Origin of the sequence: Dorea sp. MB18-49 (assembly GCF_023669465.1) — a bacterium.
Classification (GTDB): domain Bacteria; phylum Bacillota; class Clostridia; order Lachnospirales; family Lachnospiraceae; genus Dorea_A; species Dorea_A longicatena.
In genome coordinates this window covers 1-17,742 of sequence record NZ_JAMOYX010000054.1, presented here as the reverse complement: position 1 = coordinate 17,742, position 17,742 = coordinate 1, and the positions used below count along the sequence as shown (strand labels likewise).

Genomic DNA, 17,742 nt, shown 5'->3' with positions numbered 1-17,742 from the left:
CATTTATTGTTATAAATATATAACAAGGAGGATATTTTGTCAATAGATTTTATATATATCCATATCCCACTATCACTATTCCCCCAAATTGATAACTTCTTCTTGCCACCATATTGCTTGTATTTCCTTCAATCGTATTCACTCGTCCATTCGCTACATTCACAACAATCCCTACATGGTCCACCTGTCCATCCTTATTCCAATCAAAAAAGATAAAGTCTCCTGCGGATGGTGTATAGCCTTTTCCTTTCCATCTTCCTTGTCCCTGAAACCAACTTGCTCCTACAGCACAGCTTGAGAACTTCAATACTTGTCCAGATGCAACCATTCCACTTTGTTCTGCACACCATGATGCAAAACAGGCACACCATTCTACCCGGCTGTCAAATCCATACCAGCTTCAGAACTTCTGACCACCACTGTTTCCAAGCTGCCCCATTGCAACCGATACGATCTGCTGATTTCCAAACAAACCAGAAAACAGGCTGCCACCGGAATAATACCGCATCACATGGGGAACGTATTGGGGATCTCCGTAACTGCTCCATCCTTGCGAAGCTTCCTGTTCCTGTGAAAATTGTAAAGCATTGGCTTCTGTGTATCCGCCTCTTTGCAGCGCCCATCCTATGTATCCGTTTCCATAGTTATATCCCTGTCATGCAAGTCTTAACTTATCCATATCCTGTGGGCTGCTGCATCCTGCCTGACTGATACAGTCTGCAAAGGTCTGCACTCCCACCTCTATCGAATAATTCGGATCGGTAATAGAACCGGGACTGTGTGAGAATCTTGTATTATACAGACTTTCCGAACACTGCATCGGGTCTGTTCCCCTGCCTCCAGATTTCTGCATCATGATGGCCTGAATCGCAGATACATATTCCAGGATAGTAGCCGTGTCGCTGTGATAACTCCCTGCGGTTCTGCATGATTGCTTCATTGAGGTGGGCTTCTTTCCTGTCAAGCACTTTTTCTTCCATACGTTCCAGCCCATCTTCAATTTTCTGAAGGAAGCTCATATCCTTCTCAATCAGATGATTAAAAAAGGCAAGCAGAAAATCCTGAATAGAGAACCCCTCATATAGTTCTTCCCGAATCTGTTCCACCATGTTCGGCAGTTTTGCATCATCACTCACAAACCACAGCATGTTCTGATACAGCAGGAATCCAAAAAGGAACGGCTTCTGCCTGTGCCCATCTGTCAACGGTGACCGGATAATTCCCTGAATACAATTATGAAAGAACTCTACTTTGCAGTATTTCTCACAGTTCAGACTGTGAAGCAGCTCCTTTTTACAGGGATGCAGGATTTCACTTGCTTCAAATTCCTTTAGTGTTGCTGCCAGTATCAGACACGTATTCTCTTGCTGGTTTTCTGTTCCATCCCAGCCCATTTTTCCCTGTATCGGTTCTTCCTGTATGGTTCCCATCCGGGTATCCAGTATATATTGTTTCATCACCGTCACCTCTCGTTCATTTTCTCTCCAAATAGCACAAGAGCGGAGGAGCATTTCTTCGCTCCCCCGCTCACCTGTATCTTCGCATTAGCCTTCAATGGCAATGTATTTCTTTTCTTCTACTGCCGGTTTATCTTTCTTCGGAACAAGCAGTTTCAGAATACCATGTTTAAACTCTCCTTTGATATCCGCTTCCGTAACATTCTCTCCTACATAGAAGGAACGCTCGCAGGCTCCGGCATAACGCTCCCTGCGGATATATTTTCCGGATTTCTTCTCCTGCTCATCCTTGTCCAGGCCTTTCGCCGCACTGACGGTCATATAACCGTTGTCCAGTGAAACCTTGATCTCGTCTTTCTTGAATCCCGGAAGATCCATTTCCAGTTCAAAGCCGGAATCTGTCTCTTTGATATCAGTCTTCATCAGGCGTTTTGCATTGTGTCCGTACAGTTTTCTTTCTGTCTTTCTCAGATCTCTATCATCAAAGAATGGAAAATCACTCATAAAATCATCAAACAAATTTTCTCCAAAAATACTAGGCATTAACATACGTCATTCCTCCTTTTTATGAACCTGTCATGTCAGCCGGTCTTCCTTTGGAAGTCCGGCAGATTGAACATCTATGTCATGAATACATTATCCTTCAATGGCAATGTATTTCTTATTTTCCACAGCCTTCTGCTCTTCTTTTTTCGGAACCAGCATCTTCAATGTACCGTTTTCAAATTTGGCTTTGATATCTTCTTCAGTTACCGCATCACCAACATAAAAGCTTCTGCTGCAGGAACCAGTGTAACGTTCACGACGGATGTACTGTCCTTTATCATTTTTCTCTTCCTTCTTGGAATCTGAAGTAGCACTGATTGTCAGATAACCATCCTTCAATGCTGCCTTTACATCTTCCTTTTTTACTCCCGGAAGGTTCATTGTAATCTCATATCCATGTTCGGTATCCTTCACATCCGTCTTCATCAAACCATTTGACTCCGCTTCATTTTTTACGAATGGATAATCAAAAAAATCATCAAATAAGTTTTCTCCAAAAATACTAGGCATTAACATAAGTCATCTCTCCTTTTTTCTATGCATGTTTACCTTGTTTCTTTGGAACTGGGATGTTATAAGAAACTCAAGAGAATCTTTTTAACTCTCTTTGTTGTTCCTTCTTCTTTGTTCTATATGTACTATAGCACGTATATTAGCACTCGTCAATAGTGAGTGCTAATATTTTTGTGAACTTTCTGTGTCCCTTAAATGAAAAACTAACTTCCACCTTTAGTCTGTTTTGCTCTACATTAGGAACTGGGGGTGGAAGTTAGTCTTGCAATCGTTTATTCTATAAGAAATACCAGGGCTCCTCCCTGGTCATATCCTCCAACTACCGGAAATGGGATATTTTTATTGTATAGGAGGATTCATTTATGTCTACTAAAGCTACTGGAAACAAAAAACACCTTACCCTTGCTGATCGTGCTGCCATTGAACATGGTATCAGCCGTGGGGAAAATTTCACGCAGATTGCCTGCAGAATCAACAAGGATTCTTCTACCATTTCCAAGGAGATTCGGCGTCACCTTTTCCGGGTTCCTCATTTTCAAAACGAAACCCAGCGGAAGCGCTCAGAATGCGAGCATTTTCAGAACTGTGTAAAGCAGCATATCTGCGGGAATCAGACTTGTAATTCCTTATGCTGGAAATGCCGCCCTAAGCGCTGTTCCATGTATTGTCCTGACTTTACTCCCAGACTCTGCGAAAAGTTAAAAAAGCCCCCCTACGTGTGTAATGACTGCCCTCAGATACGCAACTGTTCCCACGACTTCTATTTCTACAGGGCCAATTATGCCAACGATATTTACAGTGAAACAAAATCTTCTTCACGCTCTGGGATTAACCAGACTCCTGAGTCCCTGGAACAGCTGGACCGTCTGGTTTCCCCTCTGCTTCTGCAGGGACAGCCTTTGTCCCATATCTTTGCTTCTAATCAGGAATCCGTCCCTTGTTCTATAAGGACCCTCTACAACTATATAGACCAGGGATACTTCACTGCAATCAACCTCGACCTTCCCCGGAAGGTCCGCTACAAAAAACGTCGGCAGGTCCGCAGAGAACCTGACAACACTGGATATAGAAAAGACAGATCCTATCAGGATTTTGAGAGATATCTGGAAAAGTTTCCAGATACAAATGTGGTGGAATTAGATGTGGTGGAAGGTGCCGGGGGAAAATCAGAACAAGTACTGTTGACCATGCTTTTCCGTAATTGTAGCCTTATGCTTATTTTTCTTATGGAGGCTGACAGGAAGGACAACGTACAAGATGTGTTTCAGCGAATATATACCCATCTGGGAGCAGAGCTATATCGAAAACTCTTTCCGGTCATTCTTACAGACAATGGTGCCTCATTCAAAGATCCAGCTATTTTTGAACGGCCTGAAGGTGAACTTCTATCCCGTGTCTTTTACTGCGATCCCATGGCTTCCTGGCAGAAGGGACGTCTGGAAAAAAATCATGAATTCATCCGTTATATTATCCCCAAAGGTACGACATTCGCAGGCTTGGACCAGGAGCAGGTAACTCTGATCACCAACCACATCAATAGCGTAGCAAGAGCCAGTTTAAACGGCTGCACCCCGTTTGAACTGGCTCTGCTGCTGATAGACAGAAAACTGCTGGACCTCTGCCAGCTGGAAAGGATTCCCGCCAACCAGGTGATCCTTAAGCCATCACTCTTGAAAAAGTAACTGCAAGATCCATTTCCGGCGCTGGTTTCATAATCAGGCCGGTGGAAGTTAATTTTTCAAAAGTACTTTCAGTGGTCCCAAAATCATGCCCATCTTCCAGAAAAAGCTTTGTTTTCTGCCCTTATTATATGTTAATTTTTACGAATAATCCAGAACTATATGGATGTTAGTCCTGCAAAAAGGTCTTATTTTACCTGTGCCAATGTATGGTGGAAGTTACTTTTTCATTCAACCAACTTTCTGTGTCCTTTCTATATTGTTTTGCTATTGCTTATTTAGTATATTTCAATTTGACATATACTATATCTAGTGTTACACTGTTCTTGTATCAATTATTTGTGTCAATCCGGAAAGGATTTATCACACGCAGTTTAGGTTTGAAACGTAGTCAGGAGTATTCCTATGCCCAACAAGCAGCAGGGACTTCTGGCTTTTTTTATTTTGCAGGAAACTGCATCTATTTTGAGAATGAACATAAGCGTCATTCTCTTTTTTTATGCCTGAACGCAGGGAAAGGAGGATTACGAAAACAAATGATTCCGGAACTGGCACGCCACAAAAGAAAGGAGACTCTATGTCAATCAAAAGAATTAAGAACCTTGTAAAACAACTCAATGAATACCGTCATGCCTACTACAATCAGGATGCCCCTCTGGTATCCGATGCCGAGTATGACCGGCTCTTTGACAAACTGAAGGAACTGGAGGAACAGACTGGTTTCATCCTGTCAAATTCTCCGACACAGACGGTTGGATATTATCCGGTTAGTGAACTTGCCAAAGTCACCCATCCGATTCCACTGCTCTCGCTTGAGAAAACAAAACTGATTTCAGAGCTTTTAGATTTCATGAAAGGACAGGAAGTTCTCTTTATGCTGAAACTGGACGGTTTGACTACCAAACTCATTTACGAAGATGGCAGACTGATTCAGGCTTCTACCCGTGGAGATGGTGAAGTGGGGGAAGATATTACACACAATATCCCGGCATTTTTAAATGTACCGCTTACCATTCCACACAAAGAACGTCTGGTCATTACCGGTGAGTCTTTTATACCAACCAATGATTTTGAACGTCTGAAAGATACTCTGCGTGATGGAAATGGAAAACCTTATAAAAACGGACGTAATTTTGCTTCCGGATCAGTACGAAGTCTTGATCCGAAGAACTGTATCGGACGTTGTGTTCGCTTTCTTCCGTTCAATGTATTAGAAGGAATGGAGGATGTTCCCTTCCCGGACAGCAGAGCCTGCAAATTAGAAGGTTTAACACACTTGGGCTTTGGTTACTGCCCGTTTTTCTCAATTTCAGGAACCGGACTTTCAAGAGAATATGCGGAGAAATTCATTCAGGAATTGGTATCCACAGCAGCTAATTTACATCTTCCTATCGATGGCATTGTCATGATTTTTGACAGTCTCAGCTACTCCAAAAGCTGCGGAAAAACCGGACACCACTATAAGGACGGCCTCGCCTATAAGTTTGAGGATGATACCTACGAAACTTTCTTGCGTGAAATTGAATGGACACCGACCAGATTCGGAGAGATTGCTCCGGTCGGCATCTTCGATACCGTGAAGATTGACGGCTGTGATGTTTCCAGAGCTTCCCTTCATAATCTGACCTTTATCAAAAATCTGGAGCTTGTACCCGGATGCCGGATTCTTGTTTCCAAACGAAACATGATCATCCCACATATAGAGGATAATCTGGATCGTGGAAGATATACTGACATCACGCCTCCGGTCTGCCCCTGCTGTGGTTCCAAAACCAGAACCTACAGCCGTAAGACCAGCGACGGTCGCACCGTAGAAACTCTGCATTGTGATAATCCGCAGTGCGACAGCCAGATCACAAGAAGGTTTGTCCATTTTGCCAGCAAGAAGGCAATGAACATCGAAGGACTGTCAGAAGCCACTTTGGAAAAATTCCTGAATCTGGGCTATCTGCACTCTTTTCAGGACATCTATCATCTGGAGGAACACCGGGAAGATATTGTGGCACTGGACGGATATGGTAAGAAATCTTTCGACCGCTTGTGGGAATCCATCAACGCCAGCCGGAGGACCAGCTTTGTCCGCTATCTGGTTTCCATGGATATTCCTATGATCGGCAGAACCAAAAGCCGGATTCTGGACACCGTATTTTCCGGAAATTTAACTGCATTTGAACAGGCGGCTGTCGGAGATTACGACTTCACTCAGTTAGAGGATTTTGGCGAAATCTTAAATCACAACATCCATTCCTGGTTTGCAGATGAAGCAAATCTTGATTTATGGAAAAACTTACAGAACGAATTCACATTTGAACAAAGAAAGGAAGAGACCATTATGACAAAAGAAAACAAATTTACAGGATGTACCATCGTAGCAACAGGGAAACTGGAGCATTTTACCAGAGACGGTATCAACGATAAGATTCTGGAGCTTGGTGCCAAACCTGGCAGCTCTGTAACAAAGAAAACCGATTACCTGATCTGCGGGGAAAAAGCCGGCAGCAAACTGGCAAAAGCCCAGAGCCTTGGTATTCCAATTCTTACAGAAGCTGAATTTTTGGAGATGATTGCATAACCATCTCTGCAATAGATGAGAATTATTTTGAGGTGTGGCTGAAAGGCCGCACCTCTTTTACAAAGGAGGAATTTATAATGAATCAAACAAATACAAGCAAGCGCATACCTACACAGATCAATGAATTTCGGGGAGATTATGCTTTTCTAAGCAATTTCTATCCGGCACCGGTCTCTTACATGGGACAAACCTATGCAAATAATGAAGCTGCTTTTCAAGCGCAGAAAACACTCTCTGCGAGAGAGCAACGCAAATTCTGTATTTTTCGGATGCATAATCCTTCTGATGCAAAGAAACTCGGCAGAGATCTTACATTACGCCCGGACTGGGAAAAAGTGAAAGTCCGGCTCATGTATGAAATCTGCATGTGCAAATTCATGCAGAACCCGGAACTCCGGGATAAACTTCTTGCAACCGGAGAGTCCACACTTATTGAAGGAAACAACTGGGGTGACTATTTCTGGGGCAAAGTCAATAACTGCGGAGAAAACCAGTTAGGAATCATCCTGATGGATGTACGTGCGAAGCTGCAGTGGAATGCAGAAACAGCGCCCAATAATATACCTCAATGTCTGCAATAAAGGAAAGGATGGTCTAATAGAATGAATGAAAATGCAAAAACAAAATTAGTGCTTGAGTATACTGGCATGGATGATTTTTCCTGTCCGGTATATAAGGACCAATTCGGAAAGTTGTGGAAGGATATTGACCTTGGCAAAGAGCCTGAACCGAATCTTTATTCTTTATCTTTTAACCATATTGATGGAGAACCTTCCCATCCCATACAGCAGGAGTACACATTTCATCCGGCTCCGTATCAAAGAAGTTCCTATGAATTCGAGTACCGGATGTTAAGTAAATTACAGTCTGACTGTGAATACTATCTGGGCTACGGAAATCGCAGTCCGTCTATCCTATGCAATCATAGCGTTCAAAACCATATTGCCCGTATGAAAGAATTATGGAATGGTTTTCCCACAGATCAGAAACCGGAATGGCTGACCTGGGAACAGCTTCTTCAGTACGAAAAAGTAATGACAGAAACCGGAATACCCGTGAAGAACTGCTCAGACTAGACAATTCATCATTTATCAGAAATTACCCTCTATATTATCCATTCATATTTTGATATAATAGGAACAGTTGAAAGAAAGGAGCATTTCCCATGTATCTGAAAAGAAAAGTTTACGATCAGCTTCTGGATTGGAAAAACGATACCGTCCACAGCACCTTGGAAGTGAATGGTGCCAGACAGGTCGGAAAAACATATATTATCAATAAATTTGCGGATGAGAACTTCAGGCACAAGATCTACATTAACCTGTTTGATTTGTCCGGCAAACAATTTATGGAATGTTACAAAAAAGCCACAGACTGGACTCCCGGTACAAAACGACCGGAGCAGCCGCTTCACGATGCTTTTAAACTCTTCGATCCGGATTTTGAAGATACCAACGATACAGTCATCATTATTGATGAAATTCAGGAATCCTCAGAGATATTCAACCGTATCCGAGAATTTACCCGCTATTTTCAAGCGCATTTCATTGTAACTGGAAGTTATCTGGGACGTGTACTGGAACCGGAATTCAAATTCTCCAGTGGAGATATTACCAGTATCCGTATTTATACCCTTTCCTTTAAAGAGTTTTTGGAAGCATTGGATGACCAGCTTTTTCAGAAGTATCTATCACTTCCACTGGATCATGCAGATGACACCGTACCGGAACTATATGACGAATTAAAGAATGTTTACGACATCTATAGACAGATTGGCGGCTATCCAAAGGTTGTGGAAACATACCTTAACACAAAAGACGTGGAAGCAGCTCAAAAAGAGCTTGTTAGAATCATCCGCATTTTCTTAAACGAATCTATGCGGTACTTTGATGACATCACAGATATTAGTGTTTTTACCAACATCTTTTTAAGCATCTGCCGTATTCTGCTTCGTGAAAAGAAAGGATTAGATGAGGACAGTATAAGTGAAGAACTGCAAAAGCTCGTTACAAAGAATTACTCCAGTAATCTTTCTAAAGCAACCTGCTATCGTGCTATCAACTGGCTTTACCATTCTGGAATCATCGGTTTCTGTGGCAAAATCACAGAACTGGACATCTTGAATTTCAAACCGGGAAGCCGCTGCTTCTTCATGGATCTTGGAGTTGCATATTATTATCTCTCCAGAACTGGTGCTACTGTATCAACTATGGATGGCTCATTGAACGAAAACTATGTTTACATTAACTTGTCCAAACGCCAGGAATTCCCGGAAGAAATTATCTTTGAGACACCGGCTTTTGCTACTTATAAAGGTGGTGAAATTGATTTTGTAGCTCAGACATTGAAAACTCACATCCGCTATCTGATTGAAGTTAAAGCCGGTAAGGGAACTGCATCTACTGCCTTGAAGGCATTGGAACAGGGGAAGGCCAATAAACTACTATATCTGAAAGGTGATACCAAAGGCGGAACCGTTGGAAACGTACAAACACTTCCTATCTATCTGCTAGAACAATATCATTTTTAATCAAAGAAAGAATACTTCGAGCCGCCCATCCGGACGGCTCTTTTCATCTATATTCTTGTATATTTATTTTACTAACAGCGCATCATTCTTTGAAAGAAGATATATACAGTATTGATTCATACTGATGCCTTCTTTTTTTGAGTGTTCCGCCAGATCCCGGTGTAAGCTGCGTGGCATCCTTATTTTAAACTGTCCCGAATACTCTTCCAGGCTTCCCGGTTCGTGAATCTCAATCCCTTCTTCCAGTGCAGCTTCTAACCATGCTTTTTTTGCATCCGCTGCATTTTCAACTGCCCTTTCTATCGTCTCTCCACAGGTGATGCATCCCGGCAGTTCCGGATAAGAAACCACAAATCCACCTTCATCCTTATCTTCCACAATTTCCATGCGATAGGACATTGCCAAATAATCATTCAGTGTCTTCATCGTTTTTCGCCTCACTTTCTACAATCTGCTTTACCATTTCAACATAAATTTTCTTGATTGGTTCGTGTTTCGGTATTGTTATCGGCTGGCATCCCGCTTTACGGAATGTATAATGGCTGCTCCCACTTCTCGGAGCATTTATCTCATATCCATAACTTTCTAATACTTTTCTTAGTTCATCAAAACGAAGGTCTTTCGATAATGAGCAAATTCTTGTCAATAGTTTATCCCATTTCGACATCTTTAATGCCTCCTATCTATAGTATATGTGGTGTCATATGTGGTGTCAATCTGTTTTTCATCTTTCTTGGTCAAATAAGGCTGCAGCTCTTTCTTAGCAGCCGTCACAAATTCTTCTTTTCTCGAACTTACCATATAAATCTTCCAGAGCATCAGATTCAGCTTTTCCGCATCCACTGCTTTGCATTTCTTTTTAATCATGCGGATAAACGGATAGATTACCGTATCCGATAACTTGTTCCCAGCAATCAACATCGTTCCATCCGTTCCATATACCTCATACAGACATTCCAAAATACTCCCCAAATCTGTCACCAATCGGAATGCCGGCTTTTCATATTTCTTTTTAGCTTCCATCATATGCTCCTCCTACATTCGAACCGTCAGTCCACTGAGACTCGTCTTAGGAAGCCCTACCAGATACCAGTCTTCATCCATTTCAATCCGAACCGGAATCCATGCATCCTTTACCTTCACATCAAAACATTCTCCGCAATGAAGACCTCCATAATAAGATTCAATCCCAAACCGGATATCAAATCTTCCCATTGATGGATCATAAATTAAAGTACCTATTCTCTTTTCACTCATATTTCTTTCCTCCTGAAATTCTTTGGTCTATATAAGTAATAGGACTTTAATTTGCAGAATTTGAAAGTTCCGGGTATTTTTCATAAAAAGTTTTTCGATAGCGATAAAAAGTTGAGTGCGTCATTCCCAAATTTTTACGAAGCTGTGTAGGTGTCGTTTCTCCAGAAACTACGCTTTGAAAGTTCTCATCAAAAGTTTCCTGCTTCATCACACTTGGTCTTCCATAATCATCCCATTCGCCCCGCAATTTCTTCGCTTCTATCCCTTCCCGCTGTCGCTTCTCCTTTTTCTCCAGCTCTGCCTGCGCCATAGAAGCATAAAGCTCCAGCATCATGTTATTGATTGTTTCCAGCATCATCCTTGCCATCGCATTATCCATCACAGATAAATCCATAAGCGTAGTCGGCAGTTCCAGAACCATAAGCCGCACTCCCATGTTCTTAATCCGCTGGATCTGTTGCATGGTGTCATACTTGTTTCTTCCCAGTCTGTCCAATTCTGTAACAATCAAAATATCTCCCGGCCGCAGGACATCCTCCACTAAAACGGTATATCTCGGACGATTAAAATTCTTCCCTGTCTCCTGATCCGTAAAAATATTCGTAAGTGCCATCTCATGCTCGTTACAGTACCGCTCAATTTCCTGTATGCCACGGTCAAGATGCTGCTCCTTTGTACTGGTACGGTGATATCCATATATCTGCATCCACATTTCTCCTTTCCATGTCCCAAAATATCCACACTTTTATTGGTATATTTCAAAACTGTGTGTGTAACCTTTTTGAAATATAATCCCTCTTTCCGGAACGTACTTCTAAAATGTATACATTTTGGGATATGTTTCTTTTCTATTTCTGTACGTACCAAAGCCGAAAAGTGCAACAAATATGACAAAAAACTCCCAGAGGATGTTACTCCCCTGAGAGTGGTTGAAACTTATAGCCCACACCTCGGACGGTGCGGATGTAATTCCAGTTCCGTGAATCTACTTTTAACTTTTTACGAAGCTGGCTAATGCAGCACATAACCGCATTAGCACAGTCAATCGGTTCTTCCTTCCAGACATTACGATAAATCTCCTCGTGAGAGAATACCCAGCCAGGATGTTCTGTTAGATATTTTAGTACCGTAAATTCTTTCAGACTCAATTCAATCTTTTGATCATTCATAAAAACAGTATGACAGCGAATATCTATCTGTAGGTTTTTGTCTTTGTAATGCAATTTACTTTCCTCCTAATCTGTTTCACCTTATCACAGCTAATCTAAAATGCTATTATTAGACTGCCAAAACTCAAATTCAAAACCAGAGCAATGCTTTACCTGCAAATAGTCTGGTAATAGACCAGTAGAATCGCAATAGCTGCAAGAGCCAGAAACGGCAAACACATAATTACCGGGGCAGAGTGAAGTGATAAATAAGAACCACTGATTTTTTAGCATTTCAGCCGGATATACAAGCCATCCCCATAGATTGGTGACCGTTACTGTTAAAATTACAGCACTGCCTATATATGTGGCAGCTCCTTTCCGGGTAAAGTTAAAGTCGCAGACCTTTACGACCTACGGCTTAATAGTACGAAAAGACATTAACTTTTCTGTAAAAGAATTTGATGTACTTTATATGCTATATTCTAATCCAGGGATGGCTTTTACTAAACAACAGATTTATGAAGCAGTTTGGCATGAAAAAGCAAATGGTTATTTCCACGCCGTGGAAAACACTATTTTTCAAATACGCAAGAAGATAAAAAAGTATTCCAGCGACAAGAATTACATAAAAACAGTAGTTGGATATGGGTATAAATTTGAAGTTTAATCTGCAGGATATAAGGAGCACCGGGTTTGAGGGAGATTCCCCACTAAGAAAATTTCTATGTTCTGGCTACAAAGCCGGAACATAGGTCGGCATCCATCCCTGTTTCTTCCCAATCCTGCAGACCTAATAAGAAATCAGCTAGTGACTTCTTCATCAAAAGTCTTTTTTTAGAGAAATAATCCATTTTTCAATAGCATCCGCCAAAACTATCTGCTGTTGCAATACTGCCATACCAGTCTTAGGGATTTCCGGATCATTCTCTTTCTCTCGAAGATTTTCCTCCAGATAAGTTTTTAATATTTCAATATTTTCCTCAATACTGGCAATACATGATTGTTGACTTTCAGGCGGTAACTTATCCAAATTTACAATTACTGCATTAAAATCTAAAAAAAAGTGAATGGGTTTAGAGGCTGTTTCCATCATAAGCTTTACAAATTCTTTTTCGCCTTCATCTGTTAATGAATAAACTGCTTTTTCAGGCATCTTACCTTCTTTCACAATTTCTCCTTTAATGAAGCCTTTTTCCTCCAACTGAATTGCTTTTTTGTAAATGGATGGTGTACTGATTTTTACCCATTTTGATATATTACGATATTCCACTAATTTTTGAATATCATAGGCTCCCATCGGTTCCTTTTTCAATATTCCTAACACAATTAAATCTATTGTAGCCATAGTTCACCCACTTTCTATATCCACGAAAGCTATAAAATACTTACGGTTATATATACTGTAATTTATAGTATTTGATTTTATACCTCTTGTCAAGGAAATTGCAGGATACACGCTTGACAACTACTATAAATTATAGTAGTATTCTCTCACGTAGTATACTATAATTTATACTACTATAATTTATATTCTTAATTGAAAGGAGTATTTGAAATGAACAAGAATAACAACAAAATGGATTTATTAGGAAATGCACCTGTTCCCCAAGCACTAATGGCTCTTGGTATACCGATAATGATTGGTATGCTTATTAACGCTCTCTACAATTTGGTGGATGCTTATTTCATAGGAGGACTTGGCGAGAGTCAAATGGGTGCAATTTCCATTGCGTTTCCTTTAGGACAAGTAGTTGTTGGTTTAGGTCTGATGTTTGGCAATGGTGCCGCCTCCTACTTATCAAGACTTTTAGGGCGAGGAGATAGGGAAGCTGCAAGTAAAGTCGCCAGTACTGCATTATACAGCAGTGTTTGTATTGGCGCAGTTATTATTATCGGAACTGCAATTTTTTTGAAACCTATTTTAACCATGTTAGGTGCAACAGACACGATTATGCCATACGCCCTTTCTTATGGAAGAATCTATGTTATTTCATGTATTTTCAATGTATTTAATGTAACGATGAACAATATCGTTGCAAGTGAAGGCGCCGCAAAAACAACTATGTGTGCATTATTATTAGGAGCTGTATTGAATATTGGTTTAGATCCTATTTTCATCTATACTCTCGACATGGGGGTTGCTGGTGCGGCAATCGCTACAGCAATTTCTCAAATGGCTTCTACTCTTGTATATTTAATTTATGCATTACAGAAAAAAAGCGCTTTTACATTTTCCATTAAGGAATTTTGTCCTTCTAAGCAGATCATAACTGAAATTCTGAAAATCGGTATACCCACATTGACTTTCCAGCTTCTTACAAGCCTTTCTATCGCATTCATAAACCGGGAAGCTAATATCTATGGAGATGCTGTTATCGCCGGAATGGGCGCTGTTACAAGAATCACTTCAATGGGAACTCTGGTTGTGTTCGGCTTCTTAAAAGGTTTCCAACCAATTGCCGGCTTTAGCTATGGTGCCAAAAAGTTTGATCGGCTCAGGGAAGCAATTAAAACTTCTATCTTATGGTCAACAATATTTTGTGTAGTTGTGGGATTGACAATAGCCCTATTTTCCACACAGATTATTTCGCAATTTACAGAAGGCAATACAGAGATGATTTCTGTAGGTCAAAAATCGCTAATGGCAAATGGATTTTCCTTCTTCGTATTTGGATTTTACACAGTGTATTCTTCTCTGTTTCTTGCACTTGGAAAAGGCACCGCCGGATTCGTTCTTGGGGCTTGCCGACAAGGTATTTGCTTTGTTCCGATCATTCTGTTGCTCCCATCATTCTGGGGCATAAATGGAATACTATATGCACAACCGATTGCCGATGTAATTTCTGCTATTGTTACTGTGTTTATGGCTCTACATCTTCATAAAGAACTGGCAACAACAAAAGAGCATTAAAGCATCAGGCAACATAATAGATCAACACCGTCTGCCGCTTCGAACTGAGGCAATATCACCCTTCAAAAAACAATCACTCCCAGAGGATGTTACTCCCCTGAGAGTGATTGCAGCCTTTGTTTAAGATAACTTACTCAATTATCTGGAATCTCTGGATACACTGAAGCAATGTACTTACCAGTTCCTGATACAGATCTTCATCAAATCTGCCATTCACAATCGCATTCTTAATTAAAAGCGGCTTATATATCTCTAAAATCTTCAGTACCGCATCTGCAATTCCTTCTTTTGCCTTTAAAAGTAATCGTTCAAAATTCATTAGTTTTCACCTCCCATCACCTTGCGGATCTTCCGGATTGCATAATAATAAATACCCTTGCATCGCTCCTCTGATAACCCGTTTAGCCTGCTCATTTCCTCAAAAGTACGTTCTTCAAACACATGCTGGTAAATCAGCTTCCGTTCTTCATCCCGCAGCGTATGAAGCGCTTTCATCAGTCTTTCATCTGACATCTTATTCCATTCTGGATATTTCCCCTGTGCCTCCTGCAATAAAAGCTGCTCCCTCGTTTGGTTCTCCAGCAATTCTTCGATTACAATTCTTGCCTCCATCTGTCCAATATCCTCCAACAGTTCTTCTGCATCAGCCATCTGGATTTTCTTCTCCAGATAATCATGTCGTTTTCCACGGACAAACTGTATCAGATATGCTGTAAAGTGATTTTGTATCTTTGATCCTGTATATGTTTTTTTGTTCATTTGTTTTATCCTCCGAAATTTTTTATCACGTTCCAAAAAATTCCGAGGATGGCGGTGAGCGGCAACAAAACGTGACACTGCCTTCATTTTTTCGAAAAAAAGAAAGGCTGGACCACTCTATTCGTAGTCCAGCCGATACTTCTCTTTCTATGTAATTGTGTAGGATATGCGATGATAGTATCTCATATACTGCATATTCTAACTTCTCTCCGACACATTGTATGGATAAGATTTTTTTAACAGATTCAGTTCCTCTTTGGCTTTTATCTTATGCTGTCCATTCATGTCTGTCGTACTTACTTCCATGTTTCTCTATTTGTGCATGTGTTATCCTGCTTATCATAACGCACTTTAACGCATTTCGTATAGTGTTAATCTACGATAAAATATATGCATTAAGTGAGGTGATATAGATGGTGAAAAAATTATTGGGAGATGCAGTCAGGGAAGAACGTCTCCGCCGCAATCTTTCGCAAAACAGCCTTGCGGAACAGGCAAAGATTTCTTTACGGACTGTCTCTGATATTGAAAACTATATTGGCAATCCACAGTTGGAAACACTTTATGCCTTGGCAACTTACTTACATATTTCCATAGATGCTATATTTTCTAACCAGAAAACGAACCCGGATTCTACCATGCAGCAAATCATGGCAGAACTAAATTCCTGCCCGGAGGAGCAGAAACAGCTTGCCCTTTCTACACTGCGTGGACTTCTGGATGGATTCAAGAACCTAAGTTAAGGCTCTCCCGTATCCTTCATCATCTACACATTATACAAAGACAATCTGTGAGTAATCTGTGAATAGTCTGTGAGTTTTCTGTCTATTCCCATTCTGATACAAAGAACAGGAGAGTACACTGCCATAAGCATGTGTATCTCTCCTGCTTTTTTATGCCCTGCGAAATGCACTGATAGCATCCACTACATTCTGTCTCATAGTCTGATCCATCCGCAGCGGTTCTTCTTCCATCAAATCAACTTCTGTGGGCATTTCTCTATTTATCTTAGAAACGTCCTGCCCTTCCAATACCTTTCTTACTTCTTCCCGGATGATTTGCTGCATCATTGGCCGGAGCATATCCGGTTCCATGCTTATACTGCCATTACCTGTCTCATCCGTTCTTCCCGTATATGCCAGAATTGCCGCAACGATCAGTTTTGCTTTTTTCTCTGTCGTATTCAGAAGTTCTGTCACATACACGTGATCTGGATCCGACTTATCAAAACCAATAGTGAATACAAACGGATTTTTCTTTCCCATAAAATCACACTCCAGCCTGTGTCATGCGATACAAAAGATCATATCCATCGGCATTTGCTTTCATATCCCGGATAAAGGTATGTTTTCCCAACCGGTCTGCCTGCTCCAGAAATCGTTCCAGAAGCACTGCTCCGCCGCCGATAAACACCGTATAAGTAGATTTTGTATCAATGCCCCGCTCTCGGATGCTGTTCAGAAGATCGGTAACAAAATTCTGAACCATGGTTTCTACTGCCTGTACAACAGCTTCCTCATAATACTGCGTTTTTCCCTTGATGATACTGTCGATATCTGCCTCCTCCAGAAGCATGTCATATTCACTGTTAATACTGGAAATGATATCGTTATACATGGTAATCACACCTTTTTCCAGAGAATCACAATAATCCATATCCGGTCTGCCACTTCTCATCAGAAGATAATCAGAAGTAAATCCGCCAATATCAATCCCTACGACTTTCGGAATCTCACGGATTTCCATCATCCTCGTCATCATGGCTGCATAATCCTGCGGAAACGCCATTACATTCTGTATACAGAGGTGATAGACTTTATCGTTGAAGCACAGTTCCTGCACCTTCCCGTCCCCTTTGAAATAGCGTTCATATCTCTCACAAAGCTCTGCAAAATGCTTCGGCGGAAGCCCAATCGGAAGTTCCACCTGAATGACATCCTCCGGCTGGATCTGGCTTTTCTGCTCCAGCTCCATTGCAATGGCAAATAAAGTCAGAATCCAGAATCGGTTCCGGCTGTCCTGCGTCTTGTCCCTCTGGTACGGAATCCGCTTCTCACTAAGGGTATAATACTTTCCCTGATATTTCAGATACTTCTCTCCCCTGGCAGGCTTTTTATCCTGTTCCGTCAGTCCTGTGGTAAAGATAAAATGACAGGTTTTCATGTTCCGGTTCCCGTGATCCACGGCTACTCTTAATTTTTTAATCATAATGATTTCACTCCTTTGTATTTGATACTTATTCTGTACGTAGGAGGTACCTAGAGTGCAACTCTTTATAATCCATTTTCTTATTTTACCAATCAAAAAATTCAAAAAACAAAAATTAAAAATTATCTTTTTTAATTTTTTAAATAAATGCAACCGTTA

Annotated in this window: 22 protein-coding genes and 1 pseudogene; 8 read left to right on the top strand and 15 right to left on the bottom strand. The window is 41.0% G+C overall.

The features are described 5' to 3' along the window. Positions 1-49: 49 nt before the first annotated feature. From NCY30_RS15400 to NCY30_RS12950, 4 genes and pseudogenes are all read right to left on the bottom strand, one after another. Positions 50-889, bottom strand: a pseudogene (locus tag NCY30_RS15400) (lysozyme family protein); the annotation flags it as partial. After that, the gene (locus tag NCY30_RS12960) at positions 795-1,457 is read right to left on the bottom strand and encodes a hypothetical protein (protein WP_044919589.1); all 663 of its coding nucleotides are present in this window, start codon (positions 1,455-1,457) and stop codon (positions 795-797) included. The pseudogene NCY30_RS15400 and the gene NCY30_RS12960, both read right to left, overlap by 95 nt. A gap of 87 nt (positions 1,458-1,544) precedes the next feature. Next, complete coding sequence (locus NCY30_RS12955) at positions 1,545-2,006, bottom strand: Hsp20/alpha crystallin family protein (protein WP_006426618.1); 462 nt, start codon at positions 2,004-2,006, stop codon at positions 1,545-1,547. A gap of 87 nt (positions 2,007-2,093) precedes the next feature. Further along, positions 2,094-2,519: an Hsp20/alpha crystallin family protein gene (locus NCY30_RS12950; RefSeq protein WP_006426619.1), complete on the bottom strand. Its 426-nt coding sequence runs from the start codon at positions 2,517-2,519 to the stop codon at positions 2,094-2,096. A gap of 359 nt (positions 2,520-2,878) precedes the next feature. Between NCY30_RS12950 and NCY30_RS12945 the strand changes: the two genes are divergently transcribed. The 5 genes from NCY30_RS12945 (at position 2,879) to NCY30_RS12925 (ending at position 9,297) form a co-directional block, all read left to right on the top strand. Next, the gene (locus NCY30_RS12945) at positions 2,879-4,198 is read left to right on the top strand and encodes an IS30 family transposase (RefSeq protein WP_009243531.1); all 1,320 of its coding nucleotides are present in this window, start codon (positions 2,879-2,881) and stop codon (positions 4,196-4,198) included. A 574-nt stretch (positions 4,199-4,772) separates the two neighbouring features. After that, positions 4,773-6,767, top strand: coding sequence for an NAD-dependent DNA ligase LigA (ligA, locus tag NCY30_RS12940; RefSeq protein ID WP_250818792.1), 1,995 nt, complete (start codon positions 4,773-4,775; stop codon positions 6,765-6,767). Positions 6,768-6,844: 77 nt separating this feature from the next. Next, positions 6,845-7,348 (top strand): NADAR family protein, encoded by a 504-nt coding sequence (locus tag NCY30_RS12935; protein WP_023921566.1) that lies wholly within the window; start codon positions 6,845-6,847, stop codon positions 7,346-7,348. 21 nt (positions 7,349-7,369) lie between these two features. Continuing rightward, the gene (locus NCY30_RS12930) at positions 7,370-7,843 is read left to right on the top strand and encodes an LPD11 domain-containing protein (RefSeq protein WP_005333427.1); all 474 of its coding nucleotides are present in this window, start codon (positions 7,370-7,372) and stop codon (positions 7,841-7,843) included. A gap of 89 nt (positions 7,844-7,932) precedes the next feature. Further along, positions 7,933-9,297 carry an ATP-binding protein gene (locus NCY30_RS12925; RefSeq protein ID WP_005333425.1) on the top strand — a complete coding sequence of 455 codons (1,365 nt, stop codon included), beginning with the start codon at positions 7,933-7,935 and terminating at the stop codon, positions 9,295-9,297. 63 nt (positions 9,298-9,360) lie between these two features. Here NCY30_RS12925 and NCY30_RS12920 read toward each other — a convergent pair whose 3' ends face one another. The 6 genes from NCY30_RS12920 to NCY30_RS12895 all read right to left on the bottom strand — a co-directional run bounded on the left by NCY30_RS12920 (position 9,361) and on the right by NCY30_RS12895 (position 11,777). Next, positions 9,361-9,723, bottom strand: coding sequence for a type II toxin-antitoxin system HicB family antitoxin (locus NCY30_RS12920; protein ID WP_005333424.1), 363 nt, complete (start codon positions 9,721-9,723; stop codon positions 9,361-9,363). After that, positions 9,707-9,964: a type II toxin-antitoxin system HicA family toxin gene (locus tag NCY30_RS12915; protein WP_005333422.1), complete on the bottom strand. Its 258-nt coding sequence runs from the start codon at positions 9,962-9,964 to the stop codon at positions 9,707-9,709. The genes NCY30_RS12920 and NCY30_RS12915 overlap by 17 nt, the downstream gene beginning before the upstream one ends. A gap of 2 nt (positions 9,965-9,966) precedes the next feature. Beyond that, positions 9,967-10,323 carry a hypothetical protein gene (locus NCY30_RS12910; RefSeq protein ID WP_005333420.1) on the bottom strand — a complete coding sequence of 119 codons (357 nt, stop codon included), beginning with the start codon at positions 10,321-10,323 and terminating at the stop codon, positions 9,967-9,969. Positions 10,324-10,332: 9 nt separating this feature from the next. Continuing rightward, complete coding sequence (locus tag NCY30_RS12905; RefSeq protein ID WP_005333419.1) at positions 10,333-10,554, bottom strand: DUF5348 domain-containing protein; 222 nt, start codon at positions 10,552-10,554, stop codon at positions 10,333-10,335. 46 nt (positions 10,555-10,600) lie between these two features. Then, positions 10,601-11,260, bottom strand: coding sequence for a recombinase family protein (locus tag NCY30_RS12900; RefSeq protein ID WP_040015506.1), 660 nt, complete (start codon positions 11,258-11,260; stop codon positions 10,601-10,603). A 205-nt stretch (positions 11,261-11,465) separates the two neighbouring features. Beyond that, entirely contained in the window at positions 11,466-11,777 is a 312-nt protein-coding gene (locus tag NCY30_RS12895; RefSeq protein WP_023921561.1) for a winged helix-turn-helix domain-containing protein, read from the bottom strand. A 253-nt stretch (positions 11,778-12,030) separates the two neighbouring features. On the opposite strand from NCY30_RS12895, the gene NCY30_RS15395 reads away from it, so the two are divergent. Beyond that, positions 12,031-12,372, top strand: a complete 342-nt coding sequence (locus NCY30_RS15395; protein ID WP_005333412.1) for a winged helix-turn-helix domain-containing protein — start codon at positions 12,031-12,033, stop codon at positions 12,370-12,372. A gap of 153 nt (positions 12,373-12,525) precedes the next feature. On the opposite strand, the gene NCY30_RS12885 is transcribed toward NCY30_RS15395, so the two are convergent. Continuing rightward, positions 12,526-13,050 (bottom strand): PadR family transcriptional regulator, encoded by a 525-nt coding sequence (locus NCY30_RS12885; RefSeq protein ID WP_005333410.1) that lies wholly within the window; start codon positions 13,048-13,050, stop codon positions 12,526-12,528. Positions 13,051-13,260: 210 nt separating this feature from the next. Between NCY30_RS12885 and NCY30_RS12880 the strand changes: the two genes are divergently transcribed. Then, positions 13,261-14,616, top strand: a complete 1,356-nt coding sequence (locus NCY30_RS12880; RefSeq protein WP_005333407.1) for an MATE family efflux transporter — start codon at positions 13,261-13,263, stop codon at positions 14,614-14,616. A 130-nt stretch (positions 14,617-14,746) separates the two neighbouring features. Here the strand turns inward: NCY30_RS12880 and NCY30_RS12875 are convergent, their stop codons facing one another. After that, a complete protein-coding gene (locus NCY30_RS12875) occupies positions 14,747-14,935 on the bottom strand; it encodes a helix-turn-helix domain-containing protein (RefSeq protein ID WP_250818791.1) in 189 nt (62 codons plus the stop codon). Continuing rightward, the gene (locus NCY30_RS12870) at positions 14,935-15,375 is read right to left on the bottom strand and encodes a sigma factor-like helix-turn-helix DNA-binding protein (RefSeq protein ID WP_023921559.1); all 441 of its coding nucleotides are present in this window, start codon (positions 15,373-15,375) and stop codon (positions 14,935-14,937) included. The genes NCY30_RS12875 and NCY30_RS12870 overlap by 1 nt, the downstream gene beginning before the upstream one ends. A 413-nt stretch (positions 15,376-15,788) precedes the next feature. Here NCY30_RS12870 and NCY30_RS12865 point away from each other — a divergent pair, with 413 nt between their 5' ends. Then, complete coding sequence (locus NCY30_RS12865) at positions 15,789-16,118, top strand: helix-turn-helix transcriptional regulator (RefSeq protein WP_005333402.1); 330 nt, start codon at positions 15,789-15,791, stop codon at positions 16,116-16,118. A gap of 150 nt (positions 16,119-16,268) precedes the next feature. Here the strand turns inward: NCY30_RS12865 and NCY30_RS12860 are convergent, their stop codons facing one another. Continuing rightward, complete coding sequence (locus NCY30_RS12860) at positions 16,269-16,640, bottom strand: hypothetical protein (protein ID WP_005333400.1); 372 nt, start codon at positions 16,638-16,640, stop codon at positions 16,269-16,271. Between the two features lie 4 nt (positions 16,641-16,644). Continuing rightward, complete coding sequence (locus NCY30_RS12855) at positions 16,645-17,583, bottom strand: ParM/StbA family protein (protein ID WP_020436706.1); 939 nt, start codon at positions 17,581-17,583, stop codon at positions 16,645-16,647. Positions 17,584-17,742: the final 159 nt, after the last annotated feature.

What these genes read in the sequence shown, in the direction of transcription:
- NCY30_RS12925 (WP_005333425.1), top strand. Translation starts at nt 7,933, where the DNA reads ATGTATCTGAAAAGAAAAGTTTACGATCAGCTTCTGGATTGGAAAAAC.
- NCY30_RS12865 (WP_005333402.1), top strand. Translation starts at nt 15,789, where the DNA reads ATGGTGAAAAAATTATTGGGAGATGCAGTCAGGGAAGAACGTCTCCGC.
- NCY30_RS12945 (WP_009243531.1), top strand. Translation starts at nt 2,879, where the DNA reads ATGTCTACTAAAGCTACTGGAAACAAAAAACACCTTACCCTTGCTGAT.
- NCY30_RS12875 (WP_250818791.1), bottom strand. Translation starts at nt 14,935, where the DNA reads ATGAATTTTGAACGATTACTTTTAAAGGCAAAAGAAGGAATTGCAGAT.
- NCY30_RS12900 (WP_040015506.1), bottom strand. Translation starts at nt 11,260, where the DNA reads ATGCAGATATATGGATATCACCGTACCAGTACAAAGGAGCAGCATCTT.
- NCY30_RS12880 (WP_005333407.1), top strand. Translation starts at nt 13,261, where the DNA reads ATGAACAAGAATAACAACAAAATGGATTTATTAGGAAATGCACCTGTT.
- NCY30_RS12885 (WP_005333410.1), bottom strand. Translation starts at nt 13,050, where the DNA reads ATGGCTACAATAGATTTAATTGTGTTAGGAATATTGAAAAAGGAACCG.
- NCY30_RS12920 (WP_005333424.1), bottom strand. Translation starts at nt 9,723, where the DNA reads ATGAAGACACTGAATGATTATTTGGCAATGTCCTATCGCATGGAAATT.
- ligA (WP_250818792.1), top strand. Translation starts at nt 4,773, where the DNA reads ATGTCAATCAAAAGAATTAAGAACCTTGTAAAACAACTCAATGAATAC.
- NCY30_RS12910 (WP_005333420.1), bottom strand. Translation starts at nt 10,323, where the DNA reads ATGATGGAAGCTAAAAAGAAATATGAAAAGCCGGCATTCCGATTGGTG.
- NCY30_RS12905 (WP_005333419.1), bottom strand. Translation starts at nt 10,554, where the DNA reads ATGAGTGAAAAGAGAATAGGTACTTTAATTTATGATCCATCAATGGGA.
- NCY30_RS12935 (WP_023921566.1), top strand. Translation starts at nt 6,845, where the DNA reads ATGAATCAAACAAATACAAGCAAGCGCATACCTACACAGATCAATGAA.
- NCY30_RS12860 (WP_005333400.1), bottom strand. Translation starts at nt 16,640, where the DNA reads ATGGGAAAGAAAAATCCGTTTGTATTCACTATTGGTTTTGATAAGTCG.
- NCY30_RS12930 (WP_005333427.1), top strand. Translation starts at nt 7,370, where the DNA reads ATGAATGAAAATGCAAAAACAAAATTAGTGCTTGAGTATACTGGCATG.
- NCY30_RS12960 (WP_044919589.1), bottom strand. Translation starts at nt 1,457, where the DNA reads ATGAAACAATATATACTGGATACCCGGATGGGAACCATACAGGAAGAA.
- NCY30_RS12955 (WP_006426618.1), bottom strand. Translation starts at nt 2,006, where the DNA reads ATGTTAATGCCTAGTATTTTTGGAGAAAATTTGTTTGATGATTTTATG.
- NCY30_RS12950 (WP_006426619.1), bottom strand. Translation starts at nt 2,519, where the DNA reads ATGTTAATGCCTAGTATTTTTGGAGAAAACTTATTTGATGATTTTTTT.
- NCY30_RS12870 (WP_023921559.1), bottom strand. Translation starts at nt 15,375, where the DNA reads ATGAACAAAAAAACATATACAGGATCAAAGATACAAAATCACTTTACA.
- NCY30_RS12915 (WP_005333422.1), bottom strand. Translation starts at nt 9,964, where the DNA reads ATGTCGAAATGGGATAAACTATTGACAAGAATTTGCTCATTATCGAAA.
- NCY30_RS12855 (WP_020436706.1), bottom strand. Translation starts at nt 17,583, where the DNA reads ATGATTAAAAAATTAAGAGTAGCCGTGGATCACGGGAACCGGAACATG.